Below are 16,760 nucleotides of genomic sequence, written 5' to 3' on the forward strand. Positions count from 1 at the left end.
CGATCAGGCTTCGGCGGCAGCCTCTTCGGCCGGGGCCGCGTCCGCGGGGGCCTCGGCGGCCTCCTCGGCGGGGGCGGCCTCGACGGCCTCCTCGGTGGCGCCCTCTTCCATGGCACCGATATCGACGCCGGCGGCGCCGAGCTGCGCGCTCATGCCGTCGAGCGCCGCACGGGCCACGAGGTCGCAATAGAGCGCGATGGCGCGCGCCGCGTCATCGTTGCCGGGGATGATGTAGTCCACGCCATCGGGCGAGCAGTTGGTGTCGACGACCGCGACGACCGGGATGCCCAGCTTCTTGGCTTCGGCGATGGCGAGGTCTTCCTTGTTGACGTCGACCACGAAGATCAGGTCAGGCAGACCGCCCATCTCGCGGATGCCGCCGAGGGACGCCTGCAGCTTGCCCTGGTCGCGCTCCATGCCGAGACGCTCTTTCTTGGTCAGCCCCTCGAAGCCCTGCTCCATCGCTTCATCGATGGACTTCAGGCGGTTGATCGAGTTCGAGACCGTCTTCCAGTTGGTGAGCGTGCCGCCCAGCCAACGGTGGTTCATGTAGTACTGCGCGCAGCGCTCGGCAGCGTCGGCGATCGGCTTCTGCGCCTGGCGCTTGGTGCCGACGAAGAGGATGCGGCCGCCGCGGGCCACGGTGTCACGAACGACCGTAAGGGCTTGATCCAGAAGCGGAACCGTCTGGGTCAGGTCCAGGATGTGGATACCGTTCTTGGCGCCGTAGATATACGGGCCCATCCGGGGATTCCAACGCTGGGTCTGGTGGCCGAAGTGCACGCCGGCCTCGAGGAGCTGACGCAGGGAAAATTCAGGCAAAGCCATGTTTCTCGTAACCTTTCCGGTTTGTGCCTCGGCGGGGGTTTCGACCATATGGCCAACCGGTGGACCTGTCGGGGATGTCTCCCCCGGAGGCCCGCCCCCGCCTGTGAAGTGCCGCTCGCTTACGGGATGATTCCGCCCGCCGCAAGGGGATCGGGCGCAAAGGATGCGCCCGGATTCCGTCTCGACCGTATTTCGGCGGGCCGGGGGCGGCCCGCCCATCGGGTCAGGGGATGATGCGGTTGTACTTGGCGCCTTCGAGCGACGCCCCGGCCAGCAGGCCCGCCTGCCCGAATACGACGGCGACGACCGGCGTCAGGAGCGCCGTGGTGTCCGTCGTCAGCGCGCCCGCGCTGTTGGGCGTGACGTATTCGAGGTCGCCGCCCGCGGTCCAGCCGGTCGAGGTGCGGAAGTTCGACAGCGCCGGCTGCGTCATGAAGAAGAGCGCGTGGCTGTACTGCTGTCCGCCGATCTGCAGGCCGACCGACGCCGCCGTGGTCGAGTAATAGTCGACCGTGACGCCGTCGATGCGCAGCGCGCCGCGCCCGTAGGCCCCGCCGAGGAAGAACCCGCCCTCGGTGACGACGGGCATCATCAGGATGCCCGCGGCCTTGCCCGCGAGAACCTGGGTGTCCGGCAGCGTGTCGTACATGAAATTGAAAGCGGCATCGACGCGCTGGTCGATGCGGGTGGCGCCGTTCGAGCCGACGCCGTTGCCGCACGCGGCGAGGGCCACGGGTGCGGAGGCGGCCGCGAGAAAGCGGCGACGCGTGAGTGCGGTCATGGGATCTGTCCTGTCCAAAGTCTGCTCTGCCGAGGTCTTGCTGCCCCGGTCGTGCGCGAAGGATAGCAAAGCCTCACCCTTCTGTCACCACCGATGCGCCCTCAGGGCGTCCAACCGCCGGGGGTCGCTTCGGGGGCGTCCGTCTCGGTGTCCGTCTCGGTTTCCGGCGCGGCGTCCGACAGCGCGGGAAAGCCCGCGGTGAAGCGCGCCGCCTGACGGGCCGTCCAGCGCACGGAGATGTCGGCGCCGGTCTCGTCGCGGGCGACTTCGGATTGCACGACGCCTTCCTCGTGGAGCCAGGCCCGCGCGCGCCCATCGGCATAGGGCACGGACAGCACGTCCTCGGTCAGCGTTTCGGTCAGGTCGGTCTCGACGCGGTCGAGGATTGCGTCCAGCCCCTGCCCCGTTAGCGCCGACGCGAGATAAACGTCGTCCCGTCGCGCCGCGAGGTTCGTGGCGGCCTGCAGGTCGGCGGGATCGAGCTGATCGGCCTTGTTCCAGATCTCGATACGCGGGATCTCGTCGTCGGTCCCGAGCGCCTCGAGGATTGCCTCGACGTCGCGGGCCTGCGCTTCGGATTCGGGATGCGAGATGTCGCGGACATGGACGATGAGGTCGGCGTCGAGCACCTCCTCGAGCGTGGCGCGGAACGCGGCGACGAGCTGCGTCGGCAGGTCCGAGATGAATCCCACCGTGTCCGAGAGGATCACGTCGAGACCGCCCTCCAGCTCGATCGCACGCATCGTCGGGTCGAGCGTCGCGAACAGCATGTCCTTGGCCAGCACGTCCGCCCCGGTCAGCCGGTTGAAGAGCGTGGATTTGCCCGCGTTGGTGTAACCGACCAGCGCCACGACCGGATACGGCACCTTGGCGCGGGCGGCGCGGTGCAGCTCGCGCGTCTTGACGACCTTCTCGAGCTGGCGGCGCAGCTTGACCATCTGTTCGTCGATCGCGCGACGGTCCGCCTCGATCTGTGTCTCGCCGGGGCCGCCGACAAAGCCGAGCCCGCCGCGCTGCCGCTCGAGGTGCGTCCAGGCCCGAACGAGGCGCGTGCGCTGATAGCTGAGCGCGGCGAGTTCGACCTGAAGCACGCCCTCGCGCGTGGCGGCCCGATCGGCGAAGATTTCCAGGATGAGCGACGTGCGGTCCAGCAATTTGACCCGCCATGCCTTTTCCAGATTGCGCTGCTGCACGGGACTGACCGTGCCGTCGATCAGCACGAGCTCGATCTCGTCGGCTTCGATCCGCGCGCGCAACTCCTCGACCTTGCCCGTCCCGAAGAGAAGCCCCGGATGGGGCTTCGGCAGGCGCACCGTCATTGCGTCCACGACGTCGAGCCCAGGCAGCGCATGTGCCAAGGAGACCGCCTCTTCGAGCGCGAGGGCCGGCGCGCGGCCGGATCGGTCGCCGCCGCGCATGTCGGGATGCAGGATCAGCGCGCGGGTCGGGACCGCCTCGGTCGAGAAGCCCGCGCCGCCTTGCTCAGGAGGATTCGCCAGAATCGTCCTCGCCGGAATAAAGGTTGATGGGCTGGGCCGGCATCACGGTCGAGATCGCGTGCTTGTAGACGAGCTGCGACTGGCCGTCGCGGCGCAGAAGCACGCAGAAATTGTCGAACCACGTGATGACGCCCTGCAGCTTGACGCCGTTGATCAGGAAGATCGTGACAGGCACCTTCGTCTTGCGGACGTGATTGAGAAACGCGTCCTGGAGATTCTGTTTGTCGGCCATGAGTTCCTGTCCTCCGTGCCCTTCTCGGGCAACTCTTGATTGGGTCTGGAGGGAGTTATGGGACGGGTTCGGGTAATATTCTACCCCTTCCGGTGGTATTTTGACGTGGACCCCCACCCGTCGGCGGTCAACCGCGCCAGAAATCCGGATTGAAGAGCGCGATGAGCGCCAGTGTCTCAAGACGTCCCACCACCATTGCTGCGGCCCAGACGGCCTTGGTCGCGTCGGGCAGCGCGTTCAGGCCCTGTGGGTCGATCCCGGCGACCTGCGCCAGCGGTCCGGTCGTGGCCAGCCCGGCGGTCGCCATGATGACGGCCGTTCCGAAGTCGAGCCCGGTGAAAGCCAGTGCCAGGGTGACGGCCGCCAGCGTCAGCGCGAAGAGCATGAAGAAGATCCATGCGGCCTCGATCCCGGCGAATGGCAGGTGCCGCTGCGCCCCCCGCCCGCCCGCGATCGAATGGGGATGCACGAGAAGGTTCATCTCGCGGCGGCCGTGGGCATAGAGCGCGTAGATCCGCAGAAGCTTCACGCCGCCCGCCGTGGTGGCGACCCCGCCGCCGAACATCGCGAGCCCGGCCAGAAGGACCGCCGGCGTCTCGAGGCCCGACCACGACTTGGCCGAGTTCCAATCCGCGCTCTCGAACCCCGTCGTCGTCAGGAACGACAGGACCGTGAAGGCCGACCCCCAGAGTGCGCGGAGCGCGGCACCCGTGTCCGAGACGGCATCGACCTCGAAGGCCCCGATCCAGTGGCGCAGGAACAGAAGCGTCGTGATGACCGCGACCACGGCAAGCGCGATGCGCACCTCGCGGTCCTGCGTCAGGCGGACGACCTGGTCGCGGTGAAGGTCGGCGGTAAAGGTCTGGCGCGTGACGGCGAAGGCGAAGAACGCGAAGACCGCCAGTTCCCCCCAACGGCCCGCCGGGCTTTCGGCGACGCCGCCGCCCGCCGTGATCCCCGAGGTCGACAGCGTCGACATCGCGTGGATGACGGCGCGGGTGGGCGCCTCGCCCGCCAGCACGAGCACGGTCCAGAGGACCAGCGTCAGCCCGCCGTAGATCGGGCCCAGCACCGCCAGCGAGCGCGACAGGCGGCGCGACGGCTCGACCGAGGCGACGCGGATGTCGGCCGCCCGCCCACTTGCGGTCTGGGCGCGCGTGACCTCGAACCCGCCGAGACCCAGCGGCGCGAGGATCGCGGCCGCCGACACCCAGATCAGCAGGCCGCCTTGCCACGCCACCATCGCCCGCCAGAGATGCACGCTCTCGGACAGGCGGTCGGGTGCGAAGAGCGTGCCGCCGGTCGTCGTCACCGCGGCGACCATCTCGACATAGACGTTCACGAAGCGGGTATCGCCGACGATCTCGGAGACGGGGAACGCCGCCAGCACCGGCAGCACGGTGTAGGCCGACAGGAGCGCCACGAGCTGGCTGCGCGTCACGTTGCGCGACTGCTCGCGGGCCGTGGCGACGGCGAGACCGATCAGCAGCGCCAGAAGCAGCGTGGCCCAGTAGAAGAAGGCGCGCGATTCCGCGTGGGCGTCTCGGATAACGGCGTGGATCGCCAGCAGGTACATCGACGCCGCAAGGATCATCGCAAGCACCACCAGCGGCGGGACGCGCGCCAGCAGGCGACCCATCAGAAGAAGTCCACCTGCACCTGCAACAGTCGCTCGACCTCGGGGACGTCCGCCGAGAGCGCGAAGATCACGACCACGTCGCCCTCGTCGATCCGGCTGCCGCCTTCGGGGCGCACGACGCGGCCGTCGGCCTTGCGGATCGCGCCGACAAGCGCGCCTTCGGGAAAACCGATGTCGCGGATCTGGCGGCCCGCCATGGGCGAGGTGGACATGACCTGCGCCTCGATCACCTCGGCCTCGCTATCGCCCACGGAATAGACGTTGCGCACGCGCCCGTGCCGGACATGCCGCAGGATCGAGGATACGGTGGTCTGGCGGGGATTCACGTAGGCGTCGATCTGGAGCGGGCCTAGCAGCGGCACCAGCGTCGGATCGTTGACCAGCGCGATCGTCTTGGCGCAGCCCGCGGCGCGCGCGCGGACGGCGGCCAGCATGTTGGTCTTGTCGTCGTCGGTGACGGTCAGGACGGCGTCGGCCCGGTCGATATTGGCCTCGCGCAGAAGCTCGATATCGAGCCCGTCGCCCGAGAGCACGATCGTCCGCTCCAGCGCCTCGGCCGCGCGTTCGGCGCATTTGCGGTTCTTCTCGATCATCTTGGCGCGGATGCGCTCGGGTGCGGCCTCCAGCGCCTCGGCCACGGCGAGGCCGACATTGCCGCCGCCGATGATGACGACGCGCTCCTGCTTGCGGACGGTCTTGCCGAAGATCTCCTGCGTGCGGGTCAGGTCGTCGGTGTGGCACTGGATGTAGACTTGGTCGCCGGCCTGAAGCTGGTCGCCGGGCTCGGGCGCAAACAGGCGGCCGCCCTTGGCGCGCCGGACCCCCACCACCACCGCGCGCAGCGTCGAGAACAGCTCCGAGAGCTGGCGGAGCGGCGTGTCGAGCACCGGGCAGTCGGCGTCGAGATGGAGGCCGATGAACTGGCTCTTGCCGTCCATGAACTCCTCGACGTCGAAGGCTTCGGGCGCGCGCAGGCGACGGAGCGCGGCCTCGGCCACCTCGCGTTCGGGCGAGATGACGACGTCGATCGGCAGGTGGTCGCGCCGGTAGAGATCGGCGCGCATCGCGGTCAGGTAGGATTGCGCCCGGAGCCGCGCGATCTTGCGCGGCACGGTGAAGATCGAATGGGCCACCTGGCAGGTGACCATGTTGACCTCGTCGGAATGGGTCGCCGCGATCAGCATGTCCGCGTCCTCGGCGCCCGCGCGCTCCAGCACGTCGGGATAGGAGGCATGGCCCGTGATCCCTTGTACGTCCAGCGTATCGGTGGCGCGGTGGACGAGGTCGGGGTTGTTGTCGACGACCGTGACGTCGTTGCGCTCGCCCGCGAGATGTCGTGCGATCTGCCAGCCGACCTGGCCCGCGCCGCAGATGATGACCTTCATGGATGCCCTCGGGCGCGGTTTCCTGAGGCTCCGGGTTACGCCTGCCCCGCGGTTCGGTCAATGCGGGCGGGCCTGTTGCCTAAGCGGCAGGCACCGCTAGCTTATCGCGCATGATACGCTTCCTGCTCCCGCTCGCACTGCTCGCCGCCTGTGCCGCCGCCGATCGCCCCGTCTGGCTGAAGCCGGGCGTCGAGGCGGCGACGGCCGAACAGGAGTTCCTGTCCTGCGCCGCCACGGCGCAGGCGCAGTTCCCGGCGGCAACCGGCATCGCGACAGCGCCGCGTATTACGCTGGGCGGCCGCGTCTGCGAGGGCAGCGTCTGTATCGGCGCGGCCGGGCCGGACGTGTTCGACTACGACCGGAACGACAATCTGCGCGACCGCTCGATCGCGGCCTGCATGGGGGCCAAGGGATACGACCTGGCCACGCTGCCCGCCTGCAGCGGCGCGGTGACGCCGCTGACGAGCCATCCGTTCGACGCGCGGGGCGTCTGCGTCACCGGAGACGGGATGCTGGCCGCGCGCTAGTCGTCGACACGCGCGACCCGGGCCCCGCCGCGCGCGCTGGTCACCACGCCCAGCGATTTCAGCTTCCGGTGCAGCGCCGAGCGCTCCATCCCGACGAAATTCGCTGTCCGGCTGATATTGCCGCCGAAGCGGTTGATCTGGGTCATCAGGTATTGCCGCTCGAAGAGCTCGCGCGCCTCCCGCAGCGGCAGCGACGCGAGGCTCCCGGTCAGCGTCATCTCGCCGTCGTCGCCCCCGCCCTCGCCCGGCGTCGGAAGCTCCGACGGCTCGATCGGACCGCTGCCGTCGCCGAGGATCAGCACCCGCTCGATCACGTTGCGCAACTGGCGGACATTGCCCGGCCAGCGCATCGTCTGAAGAAGCGCCTTCGTCTCCTCGGAGATCTCGCGCAGCGGCAGGCCCTGCGACTTGTTGAGCGCCGAGATGAAGTGATCCGCCAGGACGGGGATGTCGTCGCGCCGATCTTCGAGCGCCGGCACGGGCACGGGCACCACGTTCAGGCGGTGGTACAGCTCCTCGCGGAAGCGCCCGGCCCGGATTTCTGCCTCGAGGTCGCGGGTGGTCGAGGAGACGACGCGCAGGTCCACGCGCACCTTCTCGGTGCCGCCGACGCGCTGGAACGCCTGCTCGACCATGACGCGCAGGATCTTCGACTGGGTGCCCAGAGGCATGTCGGCGATCTCGTCGAAATAGATGACGCCCTCGTGGGCCTGTTCCAGCAGCCCCGGCTCGATCCCCTTCTCGGGCGTCTCGCGCCCGAAGAGGACGGTTTCCATCCGCTCGGGCTCGATCGAGGCCGACGAGACGGTCACGAAGGGCGCGTTGGCGCGGTTGGAGTTGGCGTGGATGTAGCGGGCCGCGACCTCCTTGCCCGATCCCGCAGGGCCCGAGAGCATGACGCGCCCGTTCGAATTCATCACCTTCTTGAGCTGCGATTGCAGCGATTTGAACGCGGTCGACTGGCCGATCATCTCGGCCGAGGTGGAATCGCGCCGGCGCAGCTCGGAATTCTCGTGGCGCAGCTTCGAGGCTTCCATCGCGCGGCTGACGACGACCATGAGCTGGTCGATGTTGAACGGCTTCTCGATGTAGTCGTAGGCCCCCTGCTTGATGGCCGCGACCGCGATCTCGATATTCCCGTGGCCCGAGATGATGATGATCGGCACGTCCGGATGGCTGCGGCGCACGGACTTCAGGATGTCGATCCCGTCCATGTCCGAGTCCTTGAGCCAGATGTCGAGGATCATCAGGCTCGGGGCATCCTCCTCTATGGCGGACATGCAGTCCTCGGCGGTTCCGGCCATCCGGCAGGCATAGCCTTCGTCCTCCAGGATGTCCTTGATGAGGCTCCGGATATCGGCCTCGTCGTCGGTGATCAGGATATCGCCCATGTCTACTGTCCCTCTTCGATACGGGGGAGCCTTATGACGGCCTCCGCCCCCTGATGTCCGGTGTCGTCCGGCGGCGCGTCGCGCAACTCCAGCGTGCCGCCATGCTCCTCGATGATCTTCTTGACGATGGGCAGCCCGAGGCCGGTGCCCTTGTCGCGCGTCGTCACATAGGGCTCGAACAGGCGCGTGCGGTCCTGCGGCAGCCCTATCCCCGTGTCGCCGATCACGATGTCGATGCCCGTCTCGCTCTCGTGCAGGGCGACGCGAACCTGCGCGGCGAACGGGGCGTCGCCGCGCTCGATGCGGCTCTCGACCGCCTCGCCCGCGTTCTTGATGAGATTGGTGAAGGCCTGCCCCATCATGGTGGGGTCGAACTCGGCGCGGACGCGGCCTTCGGGAATGTCGGACACCAGCGCCGTCGGCTCAAGCGCGGCCTTCTGCAACGTCACCGTCTCGCGCAGCAGCGCGGCGATGTCGCCCCGCTGGCGCTGGGGTTCGGGCATGCGCGCGAACTGGCTGAACTCGTCGACGATGCGGCGCAGGTCGCCCGCCTGCCGCACGATCACATCGGTCAGCTCGGCCAGCTTTTCCGCGCTCTCGGGGGGCAGCTCCTTGCCGAAGCGCCGCTTGACCCGCTCGGCCGAGAGCTGGATCGGGGTCAGCGGGTTCTTGATCTCGTGGGCGATGCGGCGCGCGACGTCGCCCCATGCGGCCATGCGCTGCGCCGATACGAGCTCGGTCACGTCGTCGAAGGCCACGACATATCCCTCGGGCGCGCCGTCCGCGCCGGGCCGGAGCGCGATGCGCACCAGCAGGCTCTCGAGCTTGCCGCCCCGCGCGATCCGCAGCTCCTCCTCGACGGTGTCGCCGCTCGTGGCCCTGGACCGCTCGAAGAGTTTGGCGAATTCCGGCACGACCTCGTCCAGCGCCTCGCCGTAGCGTGCGCCGTCCAGCCCCAGAAGGCGCTGGCCCGACCGATTCATGAAGTCGATCCGCCCGCTGTCGTCGAGGCCGACGACCCCCGCCGTGACCGATCCCAGCACGCTGTCGAACAGGCGGCGGCGGCGCTCGGTCTGCATGTTCGTTTCCACGAGCGCGTCGCGCTGGCCCTTCAACTGTCGTGTCATCTGGTTGAAGAGACGCCCCAGCACCGCGATCTCGTCATCGCCCGCATCCTCGCGGACCCGGACGTCCAGATCGCCCTGCCCCACGCGCTGCGCTGCGCCCGCAAGCCGGCCCACGGGGCGCGACAGCCGCTCGGCGAACCACAGGCCCGCCCAGGTCGCGGCCAGGATCAGGATCAGCGCGAAGCCCACATAAAGAAGGCCGAATTCGAACAAGAGCCGTCCGCGTTCCCGTTCCAGCTGCTGGTAGAGCTGGGCCGTCGCTTCGGTCTCGTCGAGAAGCTCGAGGATGTCGCCATCGACCTCGCGCGTGACGTAGAGGTAGCGGTCCGGGTACGCCGTCAGCCGCAGCAGCGCGCGGAATTCGTCGAATTCCTCGTCCTCGATCAGGACGACCGACCCGGCCTCGGCCAGCGCGAGTTGCTCGGCGCTCACCGGCTCGAAATCGAAGAGGTAGCTCGCCTCGCCGCGCGCCCGGATCTCTCCGGTGCCGTCGATGACAAACGCCTCCTCCAACCCCCGCTGCACAAGGTCCTGCCCTTGCCCCAGAAGCTGGCGCAGATCGCCGTCGGTCATGAAGAAACTGGCCCGCTTGGCCACGTTGAGATAGCCCGCCAGCCCGCGCGCATCCTCGGTCAGGTCGTCGCGATGCTCCTGCGCATAGGCCTGCGCCGCCTCGACCGAATTGCCCAGCGCACTGCGCACCCGGTCCGAGAACCATCCCTCCAGCCCCATGTTGATCGTGATCGTCGCAAAGACCGCTGTCAGGATCGTCGGGACCAGCGCGATGCCGGTGAAGACGCCCGTCAGCCGCAGGTGCAACTGCGATCCGGCCGACCGCGCGCGCCGGGCCGCGACCATCCGCGTCACCCGCCGGATCACGAGGGCCGCGATCATGATGATATAGACCAGATCGGCGAGCAGAACCGCCCGCAGCCAAGACTGGTCGCCCGTCGGCCCGCGCAGGGTCAGCGTCATGAATGTCAGGAACACGAGGACCGGCCCCAGCACCACCAGGGCCAGGGTCATGATCGTCTGAACCTGCCGACGCCCACTCCAGAGGAATGTGCGCGACATGGCCTCGCCGGTGACAGGAACCCGCAAGATCGCCTCGAAACAATGTCTTACCGCGCGTCGCTCATGCCGGATTGTTCCCGATCTGCAACGCCTGTGGCCAATCTACATCAATTTGCGGCGCCGTGTCACCTGAATATCGAGGTCGGTGATCTTCTTGCGGAGCGTATTGCGGTTGATGCCGAGCAAATCGGCACAGCGGGCCTGGTTGCCTGCGGTCGCATCCAGCGCGATCTCGATCAGCGGAAGCTCCACCTCGCGCAATACGCGCTGATAGAGGCCGGGCGCGGGCAACTCGCCGCCTTGCAGGTCAAAGTACCGCTGCAGATGGGCGCCCACGGCATCCGAAAGGCGATCCGTCGCGGCGACCGCGCGGGGCCCGGCGACCGCGGGACCCAGCACGGCCTCGACCTCGGAGCGGACGATCTCCTCGGCCGGTGACGTGGCCACGAGGCGGCGGACGACGTTCTCCAGCTGGCGGACGTTCCCGGGCCAGGCATGGGCGCGGATGGCGGTGACGGCATCGTCGGAGAACCGCCGGACGGCCCCGCCCTCACGCTCGGCCCGCGCCAGGAAATGGGCGGCCAGGAGCGGGATGTCGTCGACCCGTTCGCGCAGCGCAGGCACGTCGAGCTGCGCGCCGGCCAAGCGGTAATAGAGATCCGAGCGAAAGCCGTCCTCCTCTGCGTCGAGCCGTGGCGTAAGATCCCGCTGCGCCGTGGCGAGAATACGTGGCCCGCCATCCCCCTGCCCGTCCAGCATGCGCACGACTCGCGACTGCGCGGCTGCATCGAGATCGCCCACCTCGTCGAACAGGAGCGTACCGCCCTTGGCCCGCGCCATCAGGTCGCCGGGGCCGTCGAAGCCTTCCAGCTCGGCCGCACCCGCGATGACGAAGGGCGAGGAGCGGCGATCCGAGAAGTCGTGAATGGCCCGCGCGATCAGGGACTTGCCGGTCCCGCTTTCGCCCGCGATGAGCACCGGCAGATCGGTGTTCATCACGCGCGCCACGAGGCGATAGAGCTCCTGCATCCGTGGCGTCCGACCGACCAGCGGCAGGTCGTCCGGCGGCGCGTCGGTCGGGGTCGCGGTGGTCGGTGCGGGCCGCCGGTCGAGCGCCCGCGCCGCCCGCTTCATCAGGTCCGGGAGGTCGAACGGCTTCGGCAGGTAGTCGTAAGCCTCGGCCTCGGCGGCCTGAATGGCCGTCATGATCGTGTTCTGCGCCGATATCACGATGACGGGCAGGTCCGGGCGCTCGGCGGTGATCTTCGGCAACGTCTCGAGCCCGTTGCCGTCCGGCATGACCACGTCCGAGATCACGAGATCGCCCTTCCCCTCCTCGACCCATCGCATCAGCGTCACGAGCGAGGCGGTGGCATGGACCTTGCACCCGGCGCGGGTCAGCGCCTGGGTCAGGACGGTGCGGATCGTACGGTCGTCGTCAGCGACGAGGATGGTGCCGTCCATGTCTTACCTTTCAATATCTTGCAGGTCGTTCTTCATGTCGTTCGGCGCGCGCGGGAGCGAGATGCGGAACACCGTCCGCCCCGGCGCGCTGTCGACACTGATCCAGCCTTCGTGTTCGTCGAGGATCTTGGCCACGAGAGGCAGACCCAGCCCGGTGCCGTTCTCGCGCCCGGACACGAAGGGCTCGAAGAGGTTGGATGCGACGTGGGGCGGGATACCCGGCCCGTCATCGACGATCTCGACCTGAAGCGGCAGGTCGCCATGGGTCCCGTCGGGACGGCGCACCCGGAGGGCCGCCTCGTAGAATGTCCGGATCGTGATCTTTCCATCCTGCGGGGCCACTTGTGCGGCATTCTTCAGGAGGTTCAGGAAGACCTGCTGAAGCTGGTCCGGATCGCCCAGCGTCGGCGGCAGCGACGGGTCGTACTTCTCCTCGATGCTGGTATGGGCTGCGAACCCCACCAACGCCGAACGCCGGGCCCGGTCGAGCACGTCGTGAATGTTGACCGCGCGCCGTCGGGGCGGTTGCAGGTTCCCGAACTGCTCGACCTGTTCGAGGAGTTTCACGATCCGCCGCGTTTCGGCGACGATCAGATCGGTCATTTGGAGGTCTTCGCCCGAGAGGTTCATCCCCAAAAGCTGGGCCGCGCCGGTGATCCCGGCCAGCGGGTTCTTGATCTCGTGCGCCAGCATCTCGGCCATGCCGATGGCCGAGCGGGCCGCGCTCCGTGATGTGCTGGCGCGATCCAGCCGGGCCGCGATATCCTGCGGCGAGATCAGGATCAGCGTCCCCTCGCCCAGCGGCGCGATATGCAACTCGCAGCGCAGCGCGGGGGCCCGCCCGATCCGAAGCGCGGTGTCGTGCAGCGTCAGCGGCGCGCCGTTGCGGCGCACGCGGGAGGTGGCGTTGGCCAAGCCTCCCTCGACGTCGATCAGGTCGGGCAGGTTCCGCTCCGCAAGGACACGGGCGGAACGGTTCAGGAAGCCTTCGCCCGGTCCGTTGATGGCGAGGATGCGATCGTCGGGGTCCAGGGTCAGCGCCGGGATCGGCAGGGCGTGCCAGACTGCATCCGTCATGCGGCCTCGGCCCGGTCGCGTCCGAGCGCGTCCGGCAAAAGGTCCGGCACCGCCTCGGGCGGCGCGGTCAGGACGGCGCGGCGCAGCGCGGCCGGCGTGCCCGCGCGGTCCATGTACCAGCCCAGGTGCTTGCGAGCCACGCGCCCCCCCAGCACGGGTCCGTAGAAGTCGCAGATCGCCGCGAAATGGCGCCCGACCATGTCGATCAACGCCTCTCCGGTCGGAATGTCGGGCCGCCCGCCCTGGCCAAGATCGGCCGCGATCTCGGCCAGCCGCCAGGGGGCGCCCTGCGCGCCGCGTCCGACCATGACCCCCGCCGCACCCGACGCGGCGAGGGCCGCGCGGGCGCTCGCGCTGTCGAGGATGTCGCCATTGGCGATCACGGGGATGGACACGGCCTCGACGATGGGTCGGATCGCGGCCCAGTCGGCGGCGCCCTTGTAAAACTGGCACCGGGTGCGGCCGTGGATGGTCAGCATCCGGATGCCCGCAGCCTCCGCGCGGATGGCCAGCGACGCGGTGTCGCGGCTTTCGTCGTCCCAGCCCAGCCGGGTCTTCAGCGTCACGGGGATCGGCACCGCGTCGACCACCGCTTCGATCAGGCGCAGCGCGTGGTCGTGATCCCGTAGGAGCGCGGAACCCGAGAGGCCGCCCGTCACCTTCTTGGCGGGGCAGCCCATGTTGATGTCGATGATGCGCGCGCCGCGCCAGTAGAGGAGCTTCGCCGCCTCGGCCATCCATGTGGCATCGCGGCCGGCGATCTGGACCGAGGTGCCGTCGCGATCCATGCCCAGTTCGGCCCGGTCGCGGACGGAGGGCTTGGCTTCGACCATCTCGCGCGAGGCGACCATCTCGGAGACCACGAGCCCGGCGCCGAAAGACGCCACGAGGCTCCGGAACGGCAGGTCGGTGATCCCCGCCATGGGGGCCAGCATCACGGGCGACGTCACTCCGAGAGCTGACAGGCGAGGATCGAGATGGGCATGGGGCACGGGGCTGAGTCCTCGGGCGGGTTGCGGTGGATATAGGCGGCGGACGAACCGGGGGGCACCGGCACCGGCCCGGAGCCGCGTGCCGATACGGCATATGCACAAATTTTAGGCGCTGAGCCACCCCCATGCCCGTCCGGTTGTCACCCCCTGCCCCGACGGCTAGGACCGAAGCGACCGTGCTCGAGGCTGCCATGACCCGTCCCACCGCCACAGCGCTGATCGTCGCCGCCGGACGGGGGACGCGCGCGGGGGGCGAGATTCCGAAGCAGTGGCAGATGCTCGACGGCCAGCCCGTCGCGGCGCGCGCCGTCGCCGCGTTCGACGGGCGGGTCGATGCGGTGATCGTGGTGATCCACCGGGATGATCGCGCGCGGGCGGAAGCGGCCCTGCCCGGCGTGACGCTGGTGGACGGCGGCGCGACGCGTGCTGCGTCCGTGGCTGCGGGGCTGGCGCGGGTCGAGACCGAGCGCGTGCTGATCCACGATGCCGCCCGCCCCGGCGTGTCCCACGCGGTCATCGACGCGGTATTGACAGCGCTCGATACCCATGACGGCGCTGCGCCTGCGCTGGCGGTGACCGATGCGCTCTGGCGCGGGGGCGCGACCGTCGAAGGGCTGGCCGATCGCGCGGGGCTTCACCGGGCGCAGACGCCGCAGGGGTTCCGGACGGAGGCCATCCGATCGGCCCACGCCGCGTCGGACGGGCTGGCGGCGGATGACGTCGAGGTGGCGTTGCAAGCGGGCCTGACCGTCGCCATCGTGCCGGGCGACGAGGCCAATATGAAGATCACGGGACCGGACGATCTGGCCCGTGCGGCGAAGGGAACGGGCATGGATATCAGGGTCGGCAACGGGTTCGACGTCCACCGCTTCGGGCCGGGCGACCACGTCATGCTCTGCGGCGTGGCCGTGCCGCACGGTCGCGGATTGCAGGGGCATTCGGATGCCGATGTGGGCCTTCATACGGTGACCGACGCGATCTATGGCGCGCTGGCCGAGGGCGACATCGGCCGCCATTTCCCACCCAGCGATCCGCAATGGAAGGGTGCCGAGAGCCATGTCTTCCTGCGCCACGCGATCGGTCTGGCGGCCGGGCGCGGCTACGCGGTCGGCAATGTCGATGCGACGCTGATCTGCGAGGCGCCGAAGATCGGGCCTCAGGCCGACGCGATGCGGGTGCGGATGGCGGAAATCATGGGCGTCGAGGTCGACCGCGTCTCGGTGAAGGCGACGACGACCGAACGGCTGGGCTTCGCGGGGCGCGGTGAAGGCATCGCCTGCCTCGCCACCGTAACGCTGGTGCGGGCATGATCGCCAAGCTTGTCGCCACGGTCCTTTACTCGGGCCTTCTGAAGCCTGCGCCGGGGACATGGGGCACGTTGGCCGCCCTGCCGCTGGCGTGGTTGGCCGCACAGGGCGGCCCGCTCGTCTTCACCGCGCTGACCGCGTTGATGGTACCGCTGGGCTACTGGGCAACGGTCGAGGTCACGAAAGGTGCCGCGGATCACGATCCGGGCGAAGTGGTGATCGACGAGCTTCTGGGCGTCTGGATCGCGCTTTTGCCGGTGGTCTGGGGCGCCGCACGCGCGGGCGTCGAGGTCGAGCGGCTCTGGCCGGGCTGGATCGCGGCCTTCGTGCTCTTCCGCCTGTTCGACATCTGGAAGCCGGGGCCCGTCGGCTGGATGGACCGCCGCTCGGACGCGTGGGGCGTGATGCTCGACGACGCCGTCGCGGGTGTCATGGCGGCGGTTGGGGTGATCCTGCTGGCCGGTCTGGCGCACGCGCTGTGACCGGCGCGGAGGTTCTGGCGGCGTGTCGTGCGGCAGGCCTGACCGTGGCGACAGCCGAAAGTTGCACGGGCGGACTGGTCGCGGCCGCGCTGACCGATCCGGCGGGCGCATCCGACGTGATGCTCTGGGGTGTCGTGACCTACTCCAACGCGGCGAAGGTCGATCTTCTGGGTGTCTCGGAGGCGACGCTGGACACGAAGGGTGCCGTCTCGGAGGAGGTCGCCCGCGAGATGGCCGAGGGCGCGCGGGCGCGCGCGGGTGCGGATCTCGCCGTGTCGGTGACCGGGATCGCGGGACCGGGCGCGTCGGAATTCAAGCCCGAGGGTCGCGTCTGCTTCGGGCTGGCCACGAGCGACGCGACGCGGGTCGAGACGGTGGAGTTCGGCGCGCTCGGGCGCGACCGGGTCCGGCAGGCGGCGCGGGATCATGCGCTGGCTCTGCTCGGGGCGGCGGCGTCGTGACGGCGCGGAGACCCACGCACCCGACCTGAGGGTCAGGCCGCCGCGGAACCATAGAGCGCGCGGGCGCGGTTCTCGAAGGCGCGCACGACCCGCTGCATCGCTTCGTTGAACACGACACCCACAACGCGGCCGATCAGGGCGTTCTTGAACTCGAAATCGACCCAGAAATGGATGCGGCACCCGCCCTCGATCTCCTCGAAGCGCCACTCGGATTGCAGGTGTTTGAACGGCCCGTCGAGATACTCCGTCTCGATCACGCGGGTCTCGGGATGCAAGACGACACGACTGCCGAACCGTTCGCGGAAGACCTTGAAGCTGATCACGAGGTCCGCGAGCATCACCTCGCCGTCGGGCGTGTCCTCGCGCGAGCGGATGCGTGCGGCGGCGGTCCATGGCAGGAAGTCCGGGTAGCGTTCGACATCCGCCACGAGGTCATACATCTGTTGCGCCGTGTACGGCAGGTCGCGGGTCTCGGAATGGCGGGGCATGGGCGT

16 protein-coding genes are annotated in these 16,760 nt (G+C 69.0%); 4 read left to right on the forward strand and 12 right to left on the reverse strand.

Features of this window, described 5'->3' with window-relative positions; all coding sequences use genetic code 11:
• Positions 1–3 precede the first annotated feature (3 nt).
• The 6 genes from rpsB to trkA form a co-directional block, all read right to left on the reverse strand.
• Entirely contained in the window at positions 4–828 is an 825-nt protein-coding gene (gene rpsB, locus Q0833_RS07450; protein WP_298431934.1) for a 30S ribosomal protein S2, read from the reverse strand.
• A gap of 223 nt (positions 829–1,051) precedes the next feature.
• Positions 1,052–1,609 carry a YSC84-related protein gene (locus Q0833_RS07455; protein ID WP_298431937.1) on the reverse strand — a complete coding sequence of 186 codons (558 nt, stop codon included), beginning with the start codon at positions 1,607–1,609 and terminating at the stop codon, positions 1,052–1,054.
• A 101-nt stretch (positions 1,610–1,710) separates the two neighbouring features.
• Entirely contained in the window at positions 1,711–3,027 is a 1,317-nt protein-coding gene (hflX, locus tag Q0833_RS07460) for a GTPase HflX (RefSeq protein WP_298431941.1), read from the reverse strand.
• A gap of 64 nt (positions 3,028–3,091) precedes the next feature.
• Entirely contained in the window at positions 3,092–3,340 is a 249-nt protein-coding gene (gene hfq, locus Q0833_RS07465; RefSeq protein ID WP_298431944.1) for an RNA chaperone Hfq, read from the reverse strand.
• 127 nt (positions 3,341–3,467) lie between these two features.
• Entirely contained in the window at positions 3,468–4,979 is a 1,512-nt protein-coding gene (locus tag Q0833_RS07470; protein ID WP_298431947.1) for a TrkH family potassium uptake protein, read from the reverse strand.
• Complete coding sequence (trkA, locus tag Q0833_RS07475; RefSeq protein ID WP_298431950.1) at positions 4,979–6,364, reverse strand: Trk system potassium transporter TrkA; 1,386 nt, start codon at positions 6,362–6,364, stop codon at positions 4,979–4,981. The genes Q0833_RS07470 and trkA overlap by 1 nt, the downstream gene beginning before the upstream one ends.
• Before the next feature lie 110 nt (positions 6,365–6,474).
• Between trkA and Q0833_RS07480 the strand changes: the two genes are divergently transcribed.
• The gene (locus tag Q0833_RS07480) at positions 6,475–6,891 is read left to right on the forward strand and encodes a hypothetical protein (protein ID WP_298431953.1); all 417 of its coding nucleotides are present in this window, start codon (positions 6,475–6,477) and stop codon (positions 6,889–6,891) included.
• On the opposite strand, the gene Q0833_RS07485 is transcribed toward Q0833_RS07480, so the two are convergent.
• The 5 genes from Q0833_RS07485 to dusB form a co-directional block, all read right to left on the reverse strand.
• Entirely contained in the window at positions 6,888–8,282 is a 1,395-nt protein-coding gene (locus Q0833_RS07485) for a sigma-54 dependent transcriptional regulator (RefSeq protein ID WP_298431956.1), read from the reverse strand. The genes Q0833_RS07480 and Q0833_RS07485 overlap by 4 nt on opposite strands.
• Before the next feature lie 2 nt (positions 8,283–8,284).
• Complete coding sequence (locus tag Q0833_RS07490) at positions 8,285–10,483, reverse strand: PAS domain-containing sensor histidine kinase (protein ID WP_298431958.1); 2,199 nt, start codon at positions 10,481–10,483, stop codon at positions 8,285–8,287.
• 102 nt (positions 10,484–10,585) lie between these two features.
• Positions 10,586–11,947, reverse strand: coding sequence for a response regulator (locus Q0833_RS07495; protein ID WP_298431961.1), 1,362 nt, complete (start codon positions 11,945–11,947; stop codon positions 10,586–10,588).
• Between the two features lie 3 nt (positions 11,948–11,950).
• Complete coding sequence (locus Q0833_RS07500) at positions 11,951–13,024, reverse strand: ATP-binding protein (RefSeq protein ID WP_298431964.1); 1,074 nt, start codon at positions 13,022–13,024, stop codon at positions 11,951–11,953.
• Positions 13,021–13,974, reverse strand: coding sequence for a tRNA dihydrouridine synthase DusB (gene dusB, locus Q0833_RS07505; RefSeq protein ID WP_367274940.1), 954 nt, complete (start codon positions 13,972–13,974; stop codon positions 13,021–13,023). Before dusB ends, Q0833_RS07500 begins: the two co-directional genes overlap by 4 nt.
• Positions 13,975–14,207: 233 nt before the next feature.
• Here dusB and Q0833_RS07510 point away from each other — a divergent pair, with 233 nt between their 5' ends.
• Genes Q0833_RS07510 through Q0833_RS07520 form a run of 3 tightly spaced genes read left to right on the forward strand, consistent with a single transcriptional unit; the run spans position 14,208 to position 16,266 of the window.
• Positions 14,208–15,326 (forward strand): bifunctional 2-C-methyl-D-erythritol 4-phosphate cytidylyltransferase/2-C-methyl-D-erythritol 2,4-cyclodiphosphate synthase, encoded by a 1,119-nt coding sequence (locus Q0833_RS07510; protein ID WP_298431971.1) that lies wholly within the window; start codon positions 14,208–14,210, stop codon positions 15,324–15,326.
• On the forward strand, positions 15,323–15,805 hold the full coding sequence (locus tag Q0833_RS07515; RefSeq protein ID WP_298431975.1) for a phosphatidylglycerophosphatase A: 483 nt from the start codon (positions 15,323–15,325) through the stop codon (positions 15,803–15,805). The genes Q0833_RS07510 and Q0833_RS07515 overlap by 4 nt, the downstream gene beginning before the upstream one ends.
• A complete protein-coding gene (locus tag Q0833_RS07520; protein ID WP_298431978.1) occupies positions 15,802–16,266 on the forward strand; it encodes a CinA family protein in 465 nt (154 codons plus the stop codon). The genes Q0833_RS07515 and Q0833_RS07520 overlap by 4 nt, the downstream gene beginning before the upstream one ends.
• Positions 16,267–16,298: 32 nt before the next feature.
• Here Q0833_RS07520 and Q0833_RS07525 read toward each other — a convergent pair whose 3' ends face one another.
• Positions 16,299–16,754 carry a type II toxin-antitoxin system RatA family toxin gene (locus Q0833_RS07525; RefSeq protein WP_298431980.1) on the reverse strand — a complete coding sequence of 152 codons (456 nt, stop codon included), beginning with the start codon at positions 16,752–16,754 and terminating at the stop codon, positions 16,299–16,301.
• Positions 16,755–16,760 lie beyond the last annotated feature (6 nt).

Source organism: uncultured Jannaschia sp., from assembly GCF_947503795.1.
GTDB lineage: Bacteria > Pseudomonadota > Alphaproteobacteria > Rhodobacterales > Rhodobacteraceae > Jannaschia.